Consider the following 14,673-nt stretch of genomic DNA (forward strand, 5'->3'; position numbering starts at 1 on the left):
GAATGGATGTTCTCCGACGACGCGCCTTTCAGATAAGCTGGCTTCATGGGCGCTTTCCGGCCTTCCATCGTACGGCAACCACTCTTTTCTTCCGGGCCTCGACCCGTTGCCGTAGGGTGGCCATGAACTGGATGTGCGGAGGGCATCGTCTCGTATGCTGCTGAGGCAAATCGTCGGGCTATCCCTATGCTGGCTTCTGCTTCTCGGAAGCCTGTGGGATTTCGCCGGTCCGGAGCATGTGCACGCGGCGGACGGTCATGCGGAGCACGCATCCGTCGCGCCTGCCGTGGTCTCTGCTCCGGTGCCCCCGTCCACGATCTGCCATCCCGGAGTGCGCTGCCTCATCGTTCCCACGGATGAAGACGCACTTGCCAGTCCACCGCTGCGGCTGGCGGACCGGATGGCCGTCAGCGCCGCGCGCTCCGAACTGCCGTCCCGGCAACCGGACATCACGCTGCCGCCCCCCCGTCGCAGGGTCTGATCCCAACAACCAGACTCACTCGACGAGGGCAGTATGACAGGCAAGAAGATGGCGATGGCCACGCTGGCGATTTGGGTCGCCGCGGGGGCCGTGGTCGCGCATAGCGGCGCGACGGGTGTGGTGCGCGAGCGCATGGAGGGGATGGTCGCGATGCGCGACGCCCTGCGCGACGTGACGCCGATGATGCGGGGGGAGGCGCCCTATGACGCGGCGCGCGTGGCCGAGGCCGGTCGCGCGATCGCGGCGCATGCCGGGGACGAGATGACCCGGCTCTTTCCCGAGGACAGCGCGGGCGGGGTCTCCTACGCCAAGGAGGCGATCTGGCAGGAGCGGGAGACGTTCGACACCCTGGCCGAGGAGCTGCGCCGCCATGCCGAGGGCCTCGTGAAGAGCGCTCCGAACGGGCTGACGGCTCCCAATCCTCATGCCGGCATGGCGATGGGTGGTTCCATGGCGGGGCATGAGGGTATGGCGATGCCGGGTGACGCTCCTGCCCAAGCGGGCCCGGGTGCCGAATACTCGGTTGCGCAGCTACTTGGCGTCGAGCCGCGGCGTAGGACCGAGCAGACGGTGCTCGCCTCTGCATCTGAGGCGTCCGGGAGCGCCGACACGCCCGGCTACGAGACGCTCGCTGCGCCGGAGGTCTTCCGGCGGATCGGCGAGACCTGCGCGGCCTGCCATGGCCGCTATAGGGCGGGGAGCTGAGGATGCGGGGATTGCTCAGGAGCGTCATCCTGCTGGCTGCGCTGGCGGGGGGCGGCTATGCCGGGCTGCGCGCCTGGCCGATCGGCGAGGACGCGCCGCGGATCACGCTCGATGGCGATGCCCGGCGCGGCGCCTACCTGGCGCGGGCGGCGGGCTGCGTGGCCTGCCATACCGATACCGCGGTAGAGGGACCGGCGCTGGCGGGAGGCGCGCCGCTCGACACGCCGTTTGGCAGCTTCGCGCCGCCCAACATCACGCCCGACTTCACGCATGGCATCGGCGGCTGGAGCAAGGACGACCTCGCCCGCGCACTGCGTCAGGGCATCTCGCCCGAGGGTGAGCCCTATTACCCGGCTTTCCCCTTCGAGTTCTATGCCGGCTTCTCGGACCAGGACATCGCCGATCTCTGGGCGGCGCTGGCCACCGTGCCGGCGGTGGCCGAGACGCGGGCGGAAAGCGACGTCGGATTCCCGTTCAGCATCCGCTCGGGGCTCAAGCCGTGGCGGGCCGCCGCGATGCGCAAAGCCGAGAGCGCGCCGGTGCTCGGGCGCTCGGAGGAGTGGAACCGGGGGCGCGAGCTGGTTGAGGGGGCGGCGCATTGCGGCGCCTGCCATACCGGGCGCGGTCTCCTGGGCGGCCTCGATGCCGACAGCTTCGGTGGCAATGACGATCTGCCGGGCGGGTCCGCCGCGCGGTCGATCCGCGCCGCCGATCTCAAGGAAGGCGGCTGGACGGCGAGCGCGCTCGCCTATGCGTTGGAGACCGGGATCACGCCGTCAGGAGACGTGTTCGGCGGCTCCATGACCGAGGTGGTGGAGCAGGGCACCAGCTTTCTCGACGAGGCCGACAGGCGCGCCATCGCGACCTATCTGCTTGACCCTGAAACCGCGCCTTCCAGCCTCGACGCGCTGGCCCAGCTTCGCTGAGCGCTCCTGACGCAAGCCCCGGCGCGGCAACCGCCGCGCCGGGGCCAATTCTTTGGAAAGACAGACATATGAACAAGACGATCATCCTCGGTGTCACTGGCCTCATCCTGGCAGGCGGCCTCCTCTGGATTGCCTCGACGCCCAATCAGGGTGACATGGCGGGCCATTCCATGACCCCGCCCGACACCAGCGAGATCCCGCAGGGGGCGGCAATCGTGCAGGTGGCGCTGCCGGCCGAGCTTTCCGAGCAGGCGCAGATGGGCAAGCGCGCCTTCGAGGCGGTCTGCGCCGATTGCCACGGGGCGAACGCGGCCGGCCAGAACGGCGTGGCGCCGCCGTTGGTGCACAAGACCTACGAGCCCAGCCATCATGGCGATTACGCCTTTCTCGCCGCCGTGCGGAACGGCGTGCGGTCGCACCACTGGGACTTCGGCAACATGCCTGCGATCAAGGGACTGACCGATGCCGATGTTGCCAACGTCGTCGCCTATGTGCGGGCGCTGCAACGCGAAAACGGAATCGACTGACCATCTCAGCGGGGCGCGCACGCGGTATGGCGCCGATGTGATCCCGGCCTTGCGCGCGGCCACTTGCGCCGGGTGCGGGACATGCCATTTGTGGCGGCGACATGACCCGGCGAATCCACCCTCTCTCTGCCTTGCCTGCCCTGATCGGGGTGGTGTTGCTGCTGCTCGCGGGCTGGGGCCTCGACGGTGACATGAGAGGTCGGTCGCCGGTCACGGCGCATCACGCCGAGCATTCCGAACCAACGATTCCCCACGACACCTCCACCGACGCGGCCTGTGCCCTGATGTGTTTGGCGCAACGTTCGGTCTTTGGTGGCCCCGAGGGCTACCGCAAGCTGGCGCGCGTCGCCGACAGCCCCTCGACCACCGCCTGTCTCCTGCTTAGCGGGTGCGCGCCGGCGCCGCCCCAGCAGCCACCCAAGTTCGTCTGACGCCTTTGTTCCCCCCCGGCCTGCCGGGACCTTTCAAGCGCGGCGTGCCCCGCCGCAAGGATGACAGACAGATGACCCATATTTCCCGTCGCGGCTTTCTCGCCGCCAGCGCGGCCATGGCCGCGACTCTTTCCCTGCCGGGTCTTGCCCAAGGCCAGGGCGCACCGCTCGCCCTGAGCGCGACGCGCCGCACGCTCGACATCGACGGGCGCGCCGCGTCCGTCATGGGGCTTCTCGGTCCCGACGGCCGTCCCGGCCTGACGCTCGACCCGGGCCAGCGCTTCGCGGTGCGACTCGAGAACCAGCTTGAGGTCGAGACCCTGATCCATTGGCACGGCCAGATCCCGCCCAACGCGCAGGACGGCATTCCCAACCTGCCGATGCCGCCGCTTGCGCCTGGTGAAGGCCGCGACTACGACTTCGCGCCGCTCGCTGGCACCCACTGGATGCACAGCCATATTCCGACCCAGGAACTCGGCATGCTCGCCGCGCCGCTGATCGTGCGCCGCGCCGAGGATCTCGCCTCTGATCGGCAGGAGGTGGTGATGTTCCTGCACGACTTCTCCTTCAAGTCGCCTGAGGCGGTGATGGAGGAGATCACGTCCGGCATGGCGATGCAGGGGATGGATCACAGCGCCATGTCGGCGATGGGCGGGATGCGCATGGACGGCACCATGCCCGGAATGGATCACGGCGCCATGTCCCCGGCCACGCCGATGAGCGCCGACCTCAACGATTACGACTTCGACGCCTATCTGGCGAACGACCGCACGCTGTCGGACCCCGAAGTGGTGCAGGTCGAGCCGGGCGGGCGGGTGCTGCTGCGGGTGATCAACGCCGCCGCCGCCACCACCTTCTGGATCGACAGCGGCACCGCCCCGGCGCGGCTGGTCGCCGTCGATGGACACCCGGTGCAGCCACTCCCGGGCCGCCGCTTCGGCGCGGCGATGGCGCAGCGCCTCGATATCGAGATCGACCTGCCTTCGGGCGGTGCTTTTCCGATCCTTGCGCTGCGCGAAGGGGCGGTTGAGCGCACCGGGATCGTCTTGGCGAGCAAGGGCGCGCAGGTCGAGAAGCTCGCCTCCACCGGGCAGCAGGCCGCGCCGGCCTTCGACCTCAAGCTCGAGCAGGAGGGGCTTCTACGCGCCATGTCGCCGCTCGCCGATCGCCCGGTGGACCGCAAGCAGATGGTGATGCTGGGCGGGCAGATGCAGCCCTATGTCTGGACCATCGACGGCAAGGTCTGGGAGGACCGCCAGCCTGTCCCGGCGATCAGCGGCGAACGGGTCGAGTTGATGTTCCACAACATGTCGTCGATGGGCCATCCGATGCACCTGCACGGGCACGTGTTCCAAGTGGTCGAGATCAACGGGCTGCGCTTCGCAGGAGCCATCCGTGATACGGTCTACGTGCCGCCGATGGCCGCCGTCACCGTGGCGCTCGACGCGGGCGAGGCGGCGCGCTGGATGCTGCACTGCCACCAGATGCCGCACCTGGCCTCGGGAATGATGACCGAGTTCGCGGTCACGGCGGGCTGAGGGCGTCGCCGGCTGCCGCTGCGAGGCTGCCGGCGCCGTTTCCCCGCGCGATCCATGAAACCCATGCGGTGACCTGCGGTCCCGCGTGAACACCCGGCCTCGACATCGAGGCCGGGGCGACAGTCGAACCCCAAACACAACGAAAGCGTCGAGCAGATGTCGGTAAATGCCCAGCCCCACGAAGTAACCTTCACCCCGCCCTGGGAGGTCTTCAAACCCTATTTCTCCTATCTCACCATGTTCCTCGGCATGGGCCTGATCTCGGGCTCCATCGTCCATGCCGCGCAGCCGGATATGCGAGCCTATGCCCTGGGCCTGATGGCCATCGGCGCCGTGCTGTTCGCCTTCGGCTCCTATCTCAACGAGGTGCTGTTCAAGACCGGCATCCTCGGTGACAGCGTGGTGAAATACGTGCTGGTGTCGCTGCTCCTCGCGGTCGGCATCGGCATGGTCTCCGGGGCCGCGCAGCACTTCAACGACACCCCGATCTTCGCCAGCTACAGCGCGCCGATCGGTGTCTTCATCTCCTCGCTCGCCTTCGCGATCCGCCAGGGCTATGTCCTGCATCGGCAGAGCTGGTTCATGATGATACTGGCGGGGCTCGCATTCGCCATGGTATTCCACCTCGGCCTGCGCGCCTATGCGGAGAGCCTCCCGGTCAGCCAGGGCCATCATGGCCAATCCACCGCGATGGCCCATGCCGGTGAAGGCGAGGCCGCCCATGTGGATGCGCACGGGAGCACGGCGCCTGAAATGGCCGATGGCCATGGCGGCGAGACTGCTGCGAACCTGGAATCCGCAACGCCCGGTGCCACGCACTGACCTGCCAGGGGGCGGTGCCCCGTAGGCCGAGCCGGCGCTGATGCCCGGCGGATGATGGCCCGACGGCCGCCCCTTGGGCGGCCGTCTTTCTGCGAGCAGCTCCCTCGGGGCCAAGGGATGCGGGGGGCCTGCTCAGGGCAGGAGAACCTCCGCAGCAGGTCAGGCGCCCAGCAGCCGCTTGCGAGAGGCGTATTCCTCGGCGTCGATCTCGCCGCGTGCAAGGCGTAGGTCGAGTTCGGCGCGCGCGCTGGATTTCTGCCCGGGTGCCGCACCCTCGTCGAGCCGGCGAACGAGCCAGATCACTCCGCCGACCACGAGGCCCAGAACGATCAGCCAGAGCACAGGACCGAAGACCATGCCGAAGCCGCCGCCGCCCCAGCCCATCATGTGGTCGTAATCGCCGGGATCGGCCCGGGCAGCAGTGGCGGACAGGCTCGGCAGCAAGCCAATTGCGAAGCGTTTCATGGCACTCTCCAGGATCAGGTGTCTCTGGGGACCATGGGGGGCGCGCGCCGCCTCCACCTTGATCTCGATCAAGTCCTGCCGGGGAGCGGCCATGGGAGGTCAGCCGGCCTCCAGCTCGACCTCGCCCTTCATGCCGGCCTCCAGATGGCCCGGCACGTTGCAGGCGTAGCCGATGCGGCCGTCCTCGGGGAAGCTCCAGACGATCTCGGCGCTTTCGCCCGGCTCGAGCAACACGCTGTTGGGGTCGTCATGCGCCATGCCCATCTCCTGCATCTTCTCGTGATCGACGCGGCGCATGCTCATCATGCCCTTTTGCATCATCACCTGCATCTCGTCCTCATGCGCGGCCCAGCTGTCGGGGGTGCCGAGGTTGAACTCGTGCACCAGCCGGCCTTCGTTGCTCACCACGAAGCGGATCGTCTCTCCGGCCGCGACCTCCACCGAGGCGGGGGTATAGCTCATCTCGTCCATGGCGATCTCGACGGTCCGGTCGACCTTCTCGGGGTCGCCCGGCGCGCCGATGCCTTCGACGGAGCCGTGGCCGGGTCCAGCGAGCGCGCCGCTGGCGAGGGGAAGGAGGGCGAGGGCGGTGATCAGGCTCTTCATGGGCAATCCTTTCGTTCAGACGTCGGGAAAGCGCCGGACCCTGTCAGGCCCGGCGTGGTGTCGCAAATGGGGGAAGCGAAGTTCCGCCGATCTTAGGCGGCGCAGTCGAGGAAGCCGCGATAGCCCACCCGCAGGCCCTCTTCGAGATGGAAGACCATCTCGGCCTCGGCGCGGCGCAGGCTGTCGTCGGTGTCGGTCCAGTCGGCGCCCGGGTCGGGCATGACGGAGACATCGACGCCCTCGGCCGCGAAGCGCGCGCCGTCGTCCAGCGTCTCGATGGCGATCGGGCCACTGGCGGCCAGCGGGATCAGCACGCCAGACAGCTTGATCGCGCCGCTCTCGCCGGCCATGGCGAGCACCGGTTCGCCCGCGTTGGTGCGGCGGAACTCGCAGGTCGCGTCGCTCTCAAGGACGGTCTCGATTTCCTCGGGCTTCAGCCCCGCCACGTCGAGCCCGGCCAGCTGCGCGGAACTCAGCGCGTCCTCGACGGTGCCCTCTTCGGCGGGGGCCTCGGACTCGCCCAAGGCCGGATCGGTGGCGACGCCATTCTCCTCGATGTCGGCGATCAGGTAGCGCATCTCGCCGATCTCCTTGCGCTGCGCGGCGATGATCTCGTCGGCCAGCTTCTGCACCCGCGGGTCGGAGAAATTGGCCCGCTCGGAGGTCATGATGGCGATCGAATGGTGCGGGATCATCGCTCGCATGTAGCTCACGTCACCGACCGTCGCCTGGCTGCGCACCAGCCACAGCGTCAGGCCGAAGACCACGACGGCACCGGCGTAGATCGCGATGTTGACCGCCTTGTTCGAATACATCGACAGCATGAAGCTCAGCATGATCACCGCCATCGCCGCACCCATCAGCAGCGCCATGTAGGTGCGGGTCTCGCTGAAGAAGAGATGCTCGAAGGCGTAGCTGTTGATATACATCAGCCCGAACATCACTACCGTCGAGGTTGCGATCATCGCGGCGAAGCGCCAGTAGGACATGGAAACTCTCCTTTCGTTGTCGGACCGGGCGCGGTCCGTTCACATACGATCGGGCGCCGCTGGCCCACCGGCCGACGGCACCCGCCTTTTTCATTTCGCCGTGAAGCCGACCCGCGCGGCGCGCAGCCTGAGCGCGTTGCCCACCACGGAGACCGAGGACAGGCTCATCGCGGCAGCGGCAATGACGGGGGATAGCATGATCCCGGTGAACGGGTAGAGCAGGCCCGCCGCGACCGGCACGCCGAGGCCGTTGTAGAGGAAGGCGAAAAGCAGGTTCTGCTTGATGTTGCGCACCGTGGCGCGGCTCAGCCGACGGGCAGTGACCAACGCGGTCAGGTCGCCCCGCACCAGCGTGATGCCGGCGCTCTCGACCGCGACGTCGGCGCCGGTGCCCATGGCAATGCCGACATCGGCGGCGGCAAGGGCAGGGGCGTCGTTCACCCCGTCGCCGGCCATCGCCACCGTGCGGCCCTCCGATTGCAGCCTGCGGATCGCCGCCTGCTTGTCTGCGGGCAGCACCTCGGCGATCACCTCATCGATGCCAAGCTCCGAGGCCACGGCACGCGCGGTAACCTCGTTGTCGCCGGTCAGCATGACGATCCTGAGCCCTTCCTCGTGCAGCGCCGCGATGGCCTTGGGCGTTGTCTCCTTGATCCGGTCGGCCACGGCCACCAGGCCAGCCGCGCGACCGTCCACGGCAACGAGGATCGCGGTCTGGCCCTTGCGCCGCGCGGCATCGGCGCGTTCCGAGAGGGCGGCCGTGTCGGCGCCCGCATCCTGCATCATTGCGACGTTGCCGATGGCGATGCTGCGGCCTCCGACGCGGCCCGAGATGCCCTTGCCGGTGGTGCTGTCGAAGCTCTCGACTTCGGGCAGGATGATGCCGCGCGCCGATGCGCCCTCGACGATGGCACGGGCCAGAGGGTGCTCGGACTGCGCCTCGAGCGCCGCCACGAGGCCCAGCAACTCGTCCTCGGTCATACCTTCGGCCACCACCTCGACCAGCGCTGGCCGCCCCTCGGTCAGCGTGCCTGTCTTGTCCACGACCAGCGTGTCGACGGCGGCGAAGCGTTCGAGCGCGGCGGCGTTCTTGATCAGCACGCCGTGCCCCGCGCCCTTGCCGACGCCGACCATGATCGACATCGGCGTGGCGAGGCCGAGCGCACAGGGGCAGGCGATGATCAGCACCGACACGGCGGAGACCAGCGCGAAGGCCATGGCCGGGTCGGGGCCGAAGATGCTCCACACCACGAAGGCGAGGATCGCCACCCCGACCACCGCCGGAACGAAGTAGCCCGAGACCTTGTCGGCGAGCTTCTGGATCGGCGCCTGGCTGCGCTGCGCCTCGGCGACCATGGCGACAATGCGGTTGAGCATGGTGTCGGCGCCGACGCGCTGCGCCTCCATCACGAAGCTGCCGGTCTGGTTCAGCGACCCGCCGGTAACCTCGTCGCCCTCGGCCTTCTCGACCGGGATCGGCTCGCCGGTGATCATGCTCTCGTCGATCGATGACCGACCTTCGACCACCATACCATCGACCGGCACGCTCTCGCCCGGGCGCACCCTGAGGCGGTCGCCCGAGCGGACCATGTCAAGCGGCACGTCGCGCTCGCCGCGCTCGTCCACCAGCCGCGCCGTCTTGGGCGCGAGGTCCAGAAGCGCGCGGATCGCGCCGCCCGTTTGCTCTCGGGCGCGCAGTTCCAGAAGCTGGCCGAGCAGCACCAGCGTGACGATCACCGCCGCCGCCTCGTAATAGACGCCGACCTCGCCCTCGTGACCGCGAAACTGCGGCGGGAAGAGCCCGGGCGCAACGGTGGCGACGACGGAGTAGACATAGGCCACGCCGACGCCAAGCGCGATCAGCGTGAACATGTTGAGGTTGCGGCTTACGACCGAGGCCCAGCCGCGTTCGAAGAAGGGCAGGGCCGACCACAGGACCACCGGTGTGGCGAGAATGAGCTCGATCCAGTCGAGCCAGGAGGCGGAAATGATCGCAAAGGTTTCGGGCGCGAAATGCCGGCCCATCGCGATGACCGCGAGCGGGATCGTGAGTGCCGCGCCGACCACGAAGCGGCGGCGGAAATCGAGGTATTCCTCGCTCGGCCCCTCGGTCATCGGAATGCCCTTGGGCTCCAGCGCCATGCCACAGATCGGGCAGGAGCCGGGACCGATCTGCTCGATCTCGGGATGCATCGGGCAGGTGTAGATCTCGTCCTGGCGCTCGGGCGGCGCGGTCTTCAGCGCCGGGTCGAGGAAGATCTCGGGCCGCGTCTCGAATTTCTCGCGGCACTTGGCCGAGCAGAAATAGAAGGTCTCGCCCTCGTGCTCGGAAACATGCTTCGCGGTCTCGACATCGATCGACATGCCGCAGACCGGGTCAGTCGCGCTGCGGTCGCCGGGAAGGTCATGGTGATGCCCGTGCTGGTGACGATCATGGCTCATGGGCGGACCTTTCTGCTGTATCGTTACTCGCCTGACGGTCTTCCGGAGGTGCGAAACGGCTACGGGATACCTACATAGGGTATGGTGGGAACCGTCCCGGTGACGCGAGGTTCCCGGCGGGGGAGGACAAAGCGTGCAGGAAAAGCAGAACAAGGCGGCGATCCAGAAGCGGCTGGCGCGACTCGAGGGCCAGGTCCGGGGGATCTCCCGCATGGTCGAGGAGGACCGCTACTGCGTCGACGTGCTGGCCCAGACCGCGGCGGTGCGCTCGGCCTTGAAGGCGGTCGAGCGGCTGCTGATCGAGGACCATACCAATCACTGCCTCGAGGCGGCGATCCTCTCAGGTGACCCGGACGAGCAGCGCACCAAGTTCCGCGAAATGGTCGCGCTGCTGGAGAAAGCCCGGGAGTGAAATTCGGAACCAGGCCGGCGGTTGCCGGCTTGGGAGCGCATGATCCAGGCCATCCTCATATCCGCCGTCGTCGTGGCGCTGTGCAGCGCCATTCACTATGTCACCCTCAAGCGGGTCTCGGACGCGATCGCATCAGGTCCGGCGAAGGCCCGGGGCCGTCATCTCAGCATGACCGTCAGCGCGATCACCGTGGCGCATGTGATCGAGGCGCTGGTTTACACTTTCGCCTTCTTCTGGGCCGTCAGGGGCCTGCAACTCGGTGACCTGACGCCCTCGGCGGCCGATGCACCGCCGCCGAGCTTCATGGACTATTTCTATTTCTCGCTGGTCAACTTCACCACGCTGGGCCGCGGCGATCTGAACCCGGATGGGCATCTGCGCTTCATCACCGGCATCGAGGCGTTCCACGGCTTCCTCACGATCACCGCCTCAGGCTCCTTCATGCTTCAGGTGATGGGGGGCAAGGCGCCCCTGTCTGAAGACAGCTGAGCCGTTCGGGTCTGGTCTCGGGCCCGAGTTTTCCGTCATATGTATTGAGGGTGACAAGAGAGCCGGATGGCCGGTGGCCTGCCGCAACCGGTCAATCATGAGGCGAATGGCATGCAGAGAAGACAGTTTCTGACACAGATGGCCGGGTTTGGACTGGCCGGGCTGCCGGGTCTGGCGCAGGCGCATGAAGGCGGTGCGCTGCCCGAGGAGTTCCTGCCGCACGAGGTCGATATCGCGCCAGGCATTCCCGCGGGCGAGATCCACGTGATGCCGGACGAGTTCGCGCTCTTCTGGACGCTGCCCGAAGGCCGGGCGATCCGCTACAGCGTCGGCGTCGGGCGCGCGGATCTCTATCACGCCGGCAGCTACGTCGTGCGGGTGAAGAAGGAATGGCCGAGCTGGAAGCCGACTCCGGCCATGGTGCGGCGCGAGCCCGAGAAATACGAGCAATATGCAGAGGACGGCATGCCGGGCGGCCTCGACAACCCGCTCGGGGCGCGGGCGCTCTACCTCTTCGTCGACGGTCGGGACACCTTTTTGCGCATCCATGGCACGAACCAGCCCTGGACGATCGGGCAGGCGGTTTCGAACGGCTGCGCACGGCTGGTGAACGACCACATCATCGAGCTTTACGAGAAGGTCCCCCTGGGCACGAAGGTCTTTCTCTACCCGAAGGCGGGCAACCCCTACAGCCCGGACGAGCACGGCATGGGCCACCACAGCTGAACAGGGCAGCAACTGGCCGACGCCCGCTGGGGCGCCGGCCTGGAGCCCTGATCAACCGCCGGCGGCCTCGTCGGCTGCGGTCACGCGCGCTCGATGCGCGCGCTCGCGCTCGGGCCATTCCGACTTCAGGTAGTCGAGGATCGCTTCGACCTCGGCCTCGGCGAGCAGGCCCTCGAAGCCCGGCACGTCGCTCTCGTAGCCATTGCCACCACCGCCGCGGGGCCGCGCAGGATAAGCTCGCGCAGCACCCGCTCGGGGTGCTGGCAGGTGTGGCCGCTCGCGTCTTGTGGTGGGGCCGGCAGGGACCCGAGGCCGAGCCTGCCGGCTTTCAAGTTCGGCACGGTGGCGGGCGGTGCCGTTGTCGAGATAGAGCTGCGGTCCTTCCATAGCTGCGCCCCCGGCGAGTAGGGGGCTTTGCATCCTCCTCTGGCTTCAACGATACCGTTGCATTATGGAAATCACCTTTCAGATGCTGCTGCCTGCCTTCGGTCTCGGCCTGCTCGGCTTCGTCGAGCCCTGCACGCTCGGGGCGCATGCGTTGTTTCTTGAGGGGCAGCGACGCCGGCCTGCTGCGCAGAGGCTGAGTGCGGCACTGGTTTTCCTGCTGGCGAGGGTCGTCGTGATGGGCGGCTTCGGAGGTCTTGTCGTTCTGCTTGGACAGAGGCTGATCGGCGTGCAGACGGGCATGTGGCTGGTCTTCGGGGCGGTCTACCTGGGCTTGGGCGCTGCGATCCTGTCGCGGAGGGACAGGGCGCTGCGGCGCCGGGTCGGCTTGGCGCCGGGCCACTGGAAGCTGGCTGGCAACCCGCTGCTTCAGGGGCTGGCTTTCGGGCTGAACATTCCGGCCTGCGCCGCGCCGATCCTCTTCGGCCTGATCGGGGCCGCCAGCCTCAGCGGGTCCGCGGCGGCGGGTTTCGTGATGATGGCGGTTTTCGCGCTGGCACTGACGGCGCCGCTGTTTCCATTCGCCGTCGCGCCGCGCTTCGCCGGGCCGCTCGACCGGCTCGCGAACTGGTTGCGGCCGCGGCGTTGGCTCCTGGGAGCCCTCTTCGTCGGGCTGGGTCTCTGGTCGGTCTGGTTCGGCCTCTTCGTGGACCCCGTGGATTGGAGCGGGACAGGACTCCGGGGCACGGGATCAGGCAGTTGATGCGTGCCGCCCCTGCGCCGCTTCGAACCCCGGAATAACCGGGTTTGGAGCGGAAATCTGGTCGCAGCGTTCAGGAGGGATCGGCCAACCCGCTTGCCGCCCCCCGTCCTTGCCGTGTCGCTTGCCCTCGGAACTCGGCTCCTCCTTTCTCGCTTGCTTACCCATCGGCAAGCAAGCGGAGGCTCAATGGAGTGGGTGACAAGCCATACCGACATGCTGGGCCTGATCGTCAACGCGGCGATGCTGGTGGTCTGGGTCGTCTATCTCAGCATCTTCCTGTTCAGCTATCTCAGGCAGCGGCGGCCCTGCATCTTGATCACCCAAGGCGCGGGGGCGGGCCTTTCGGCCAAGTGCTTCATATCCAATCTCGGGCTGGAGCCGATTTACGTGCTCGACGTGCTTTTGACTTTGAAAACGGAGGATCAGCAGCACCTCGTCAACGTGACGGAGCGCTCACAACTCACCGACAGAGAGCAAGCGAACCCGAAAGAGGCGACGAACCAGGGGCCGCTCAGCACCGGAGACCATGAAAGCATCGGCGAGGTCGGCGTGCTGCTCGAGCGGGCCCTCTCGGGCGCGCCGGAAAACGTCACGATTGATCGGGTGAGAGTGGTCGAGGTGACCGTGGTGGCGGCCACGGCCGCGCGTGGTCTGCTGGTGGGCGCCCGGCGCAGCTACGAACTCGTGGGGGAGGAAGACGAGCGCAGGCTGAAGCCGACCACCGTCATGGCCGAGCAGATCACCGGTCGCCGCAGCCGCAGGTCGCTGCGGGAGGATCTGCAAAAACGGTTGGAGATCGCGGATTAGATCACCGCCCCTCCCCGAAGGGCGCCTCTTTCTGACAACGCGCGCACGAGGGGCCGACCCCTGGTCCGGTCGCCGGGGGGGTGCCCGGACACATGCCAAATGGGTTTCGGCTTATGGGCGCGCAGATGTCGGCGACGATCCCGGCACCCGGCGCAAGGGTCTATCCCAGGGACGCCATCGATGCGCCGGGCGCATCTGGGCCTTGGCCGGGGGACCTGTTCCTCGGCCGCCCAGAGCTCCAGCAAGGACTATAACGCGAACTGGTAGATCTACGCAGAATTTACCCCGAATGCCTAACTGGCTCCCCGGGCGCTGCCTCGCGCAGCGCGTCGTCGACGGCCTGAATGGAGAGCTGAACATCCGCGATCCGGGCCAGCCGAGCATCGTTGTGAACGTCCAGACGATAGAGCTCGACGTTCCGGCGTTCTACAAGTTCTGCCCGCAAAGCCCGCAGCTCACTGGGGGTCTTCATGTTATCCTCCTCCTGTTGGTTTTTGCGGAATGACATAGGAAGGATGGAGCCCCGCACAATGCCTCTCCCTTCCGAAGCCGGGCGCCTCAGGAAGTCCAGCGGCCCCAAAACACTCAGGTTCACCGAGGCGAGCCTGCCCTTCAGGGAGGTCAGTCCCTAAGTGAAGTGACTGAGCTTCCGACAGATCGAATTTAGTTCCTATGCGTGGAGAGTTTGACGGAACGGCCAGTAGGACTCTGGGTTGAAAATGCGTGGCGAGCGGATTGGGACGCTGGACAATTCCGCAACTGGGAGCAGGAAGCGCGTTCTCGGTCGTGCAATCATTTCCATTTCTCGAAGCCGCTCCGCCGTGGGCCGAGCGGGGTCTTTATTGCTATGAAAGGGTAGAGGGAGCCCCAATCCGGAATGGCCCTGCCAATTGCTTGGCCAGGAATGCAGCGCGGTATTGGCAGAGAGGACACTTTTTGCGCATTCATGGCACGAACCAGCCCTCGACGATCGGACAGGCGGTCTCGAACGGCTGCGCGCGGCTGGTGAACGACCACGTCATTGAGCCCTACAAGAAGGTCCCCATGGGCACGAAGGTCTACCTCTACCCGAGGGCGGGCAACCCCTACAGCCCGGACCAGCACGGGATGGACCACCACAGCTGAACAGGACGGCAACGGGCCGACGCCCGCAGAAGACG

18 protein-coding genes are annotated in these 14,673 nt (G+C 67.3%); 13 read left to right on the plus strand and 5 right to left on the minus strand.

Annotated features, from left to right (window positions below):
• The first annotated feature begins 514 nt into the window (after positions 1-514).
• From T8T21_RS20260 to T8T21_RS20285, 6 genes are all read left to right on the plus strand, one after another.
• Entirely contained in the window at positions 515-1,186 is a 672-nt protein-coding gene (locus T8T21_RS20260; RefSeq protein WP_322338364.1) for a c-type cytochrome, read from the plus strand.
• 2 nt (positions 1,187-1,188) lie between these two features.
• The gene (locus T8T21_RS20265; protein WP_322338365.1) at positions 1,189-2,112 is read left to right on the plus strand and encodes a cytochrome c; all 924 of its coding nucleotides are present in this window, start codon (positions 1,189-1,191) and stop codon (positions 2,110-2,112) included.
• 68 nt (positions 2,113-2,180) lie between these two features.
• Complete coding sequence (locus T8T21_RS20270) at positions 2,181-2,639, plus strand: c-type cytochrome (protein WP_322338366.1); 459 nt, start codon at positions 2,181-2,183, stop codon at positions 2,637-2,639.
• Positions 2,640-2,740: 101 nt separating this feature from the next.
• Entirely contained in the window at positions 2,741-3,070 is a 330-nt protein-coding gene (locus tag T8T21_RS20275) for a hypothetical protein (RefSeq protein ID WP_322338367.1), read from the plus strand.
• Between the two features lie 71 nt (positions 3,071-3,141).
• The gene (locus tag T8T21_RS20280; protein ID WP_322338368.1) at positions 3,142-4,608 is read left to right on the plus strand and encodes a multicopper oxidase family protein; all 1,467 of its coding nucleotides are present in this window, start codon (positions 3,142-3,144) and stop codon (positions 4,606-4,608) included.
• A gap of 156 nt (positions 4,609-4,764) precedes the next feature.
• A complete protein-coding gene (locus tag T8T21_RS20285) occupies positions 4,765-5,430 on the plus strand; it encodes a hypothetical protein (protein ID WP_322338369.1) in 666 nt (221 codons plus the stop codon).
• Positions 5,431-5,589: 159 nt separating this feature from the next.
• On the opposite strand, the gene T8T21_RS20290 is transcribed toward T8T21_RS20285, so the two are convergent.
• The 4 genes from T8T21_RS20290 to T8T21_RS20305 all read right to left on the minus strand — a co-directional run bounded on the left by T8T21_RS20290 (position 5,590) and on the right by T8T21_RS20305 (position 9,932).
• Positions 5,590-5,895 (minus strand): SHOCT domain-containing protein, encoded by a 306-nt coding sequence (locus T8T21_RS20290; protein WP_322338370.1) that lies wholly within the window; start codon positions 5,893-5,895, stop codon positions 5,590-5,592.
• A gap of 99 nt (positions 5,896-5,994) precedes the next feature.
• Complete coding sequence (locus tag T8T21_RS20295) at positions 5,995-6,501, minus strand: cupredoxin domain-containing protein (protein ID WP_322338371.1); 507 nt, start codon at positions 6,499-6,501, stop codon at positions 5,995-5,997.
• A 92-nt stretch (positions 6,502-6,593) separates the two neighbouring features.
• Positions 6,594-7,490, minus strand: a complete 897-nt coding sequence (locus tag T8T21_RS20300) for a DUF305 domain-containing protein (RefSeq protein WP_322338372.1) — start codon at positions 7,488-7,490, stop codon at positions 6,594-6,596.
• Between the two features lie 90 nt (positions 7,491-7,580).
• Positions 7,581-9,932 (minus strand): heavy metal translocating P-type ATPase, encoded by a 2,352-nt coding sequence (locus tag T8T21_RS20305; protein ID WP_322338373.1) that lies wholly within the window; start codon positions 9,930-9,932, stop codon positions 7,581-7,583.
• Positions 9,933-10,065: 133 nt separating this feature from the next.
• Here T8T21_RS20305 and T8T21_RS20310 point away from each other — a divergent pair, with 133 nt between their 5' ends.
• The 3 genes from T8T21_RS20310 (at position 10,066) to T8T21_RS20320 (ending at position 11,559) form a co-directional block, all read left to right on the plus strand.
• The gene (locus T8T21_RS20310; RefSeq protein ID WP_322338285.1) at positions 10,066-10,344 is read left to right on the plus strand and encodes a metal-sensitive transcriptional regulator; all 279 of its coding nucleotides are present in this window, start codon (positions 10,066-10,068) and stop codon (positions 10,342-10,344) included.
• A 39-nt stretch (positions 10,345-10,383) separates the two neighbouring features.
• Entirely contained in the window at positions 10,384-10,833 is a 450-nt protein-coding gene (locus T8T21_RS20315) for an ion channel (protein ID WP_322338286.1), read from the plus strand.
• A 111-nt stretch (positions 10,834-10,944) separates the two neighbouring features.
• On the plus strand, positions 10,945-11,559 hold the full coding sequence (locus T8T21_RS20320) for a L,D-transpeptidase (protein ID WP_407660159.1): 615 nt from the start codon (positions 10,945-10,947) through the stop codon (positions 11,557-11,559).
• A gap of 51 nt (positions 11,560-11,610) precedes the next feature.
• On the opposite strand, the gene T8T21_RS20325 is transcribed toward T8T21_RS20320, so the two are convergent.
• Positions 11,611-11,946 (minus strand): cytochrome c, encoded by a 336-nt coding sequence (locus tag T8T21_RS20325; protein ID WP_322338287.1) that lies wholly within the window; start codon positions 11,944-11,946, stop codon positions 11,611-11,613.
• Positions 11,947-12,028: 82 nt separating this feature from the next.
• On the opposite strand from T8T21_RS20325, the gene T8T21_RS20330 reads away from it, so the two are divergent.
• From T8T21_RS20330 to T8T21_RS20345, 4 genes are all read left to right on the plus strand, one after another.
• The gene (locus T8T21_RS20330) at positions 12,029-12,706 is read left to right on the plus strand and encodes a cytochrome c biogenesis protein CcdA (protein WP_322338288.1); all 678 of its coding nucleotides are present in this window, start codon (positions 12,029-12,031) and stop codon (positions 12,704-12,706) included.
• 213 nt (positions 12,707-12,919) lie between these two features.
• Positions 12,920-13,513, plus strand: coding sequence for a hypothetical protein (locus T8T21_RS20335; RefSeq protein ID WP_322338289.1), 594 nt, complete (start codon positions 12,920-12,922; stop codon positions 13,511-13,513).
• Between the two features lie 289 nt (positions 13,514-13,802).
• The gene (locus T8T21_RS20340) at positions 13,803-14,018 is read left to right on the plus strand and encodes a hypothetical protein (protein ID WP_322338290.1); all 216 of its coding nucleotides are present in this window, start codon (positions 13,803-13,805) and stop codon (positions 14,016-14,018) included.
• 431 nt (positions 14,019-14,449) lie between these two features.
• Positions 14,450-14,638: a L,D-transpeptidase gene (locus tag T8T21_RS20345; RefSeq protein ID WP_407660160.1), complete on the plus strand. Its 189-nt coding sequence runs from the start codon at positions 14,450-14,452 to the stop codon at positions 14,636-14,638.
• Positions 14,639-14,673 lie beyond the last annotated feature (35 nt).

The organism is Limimaricola variabilis (assembly GCF_034371605.1).
Classification (GTDB): domain Bacteria; phylum Pseudomonadota; class Alphaproteobacteria; order Rhodobacterales; family Rhodobacteraceae; genus Limimaricola; species Limimaricola variabilis.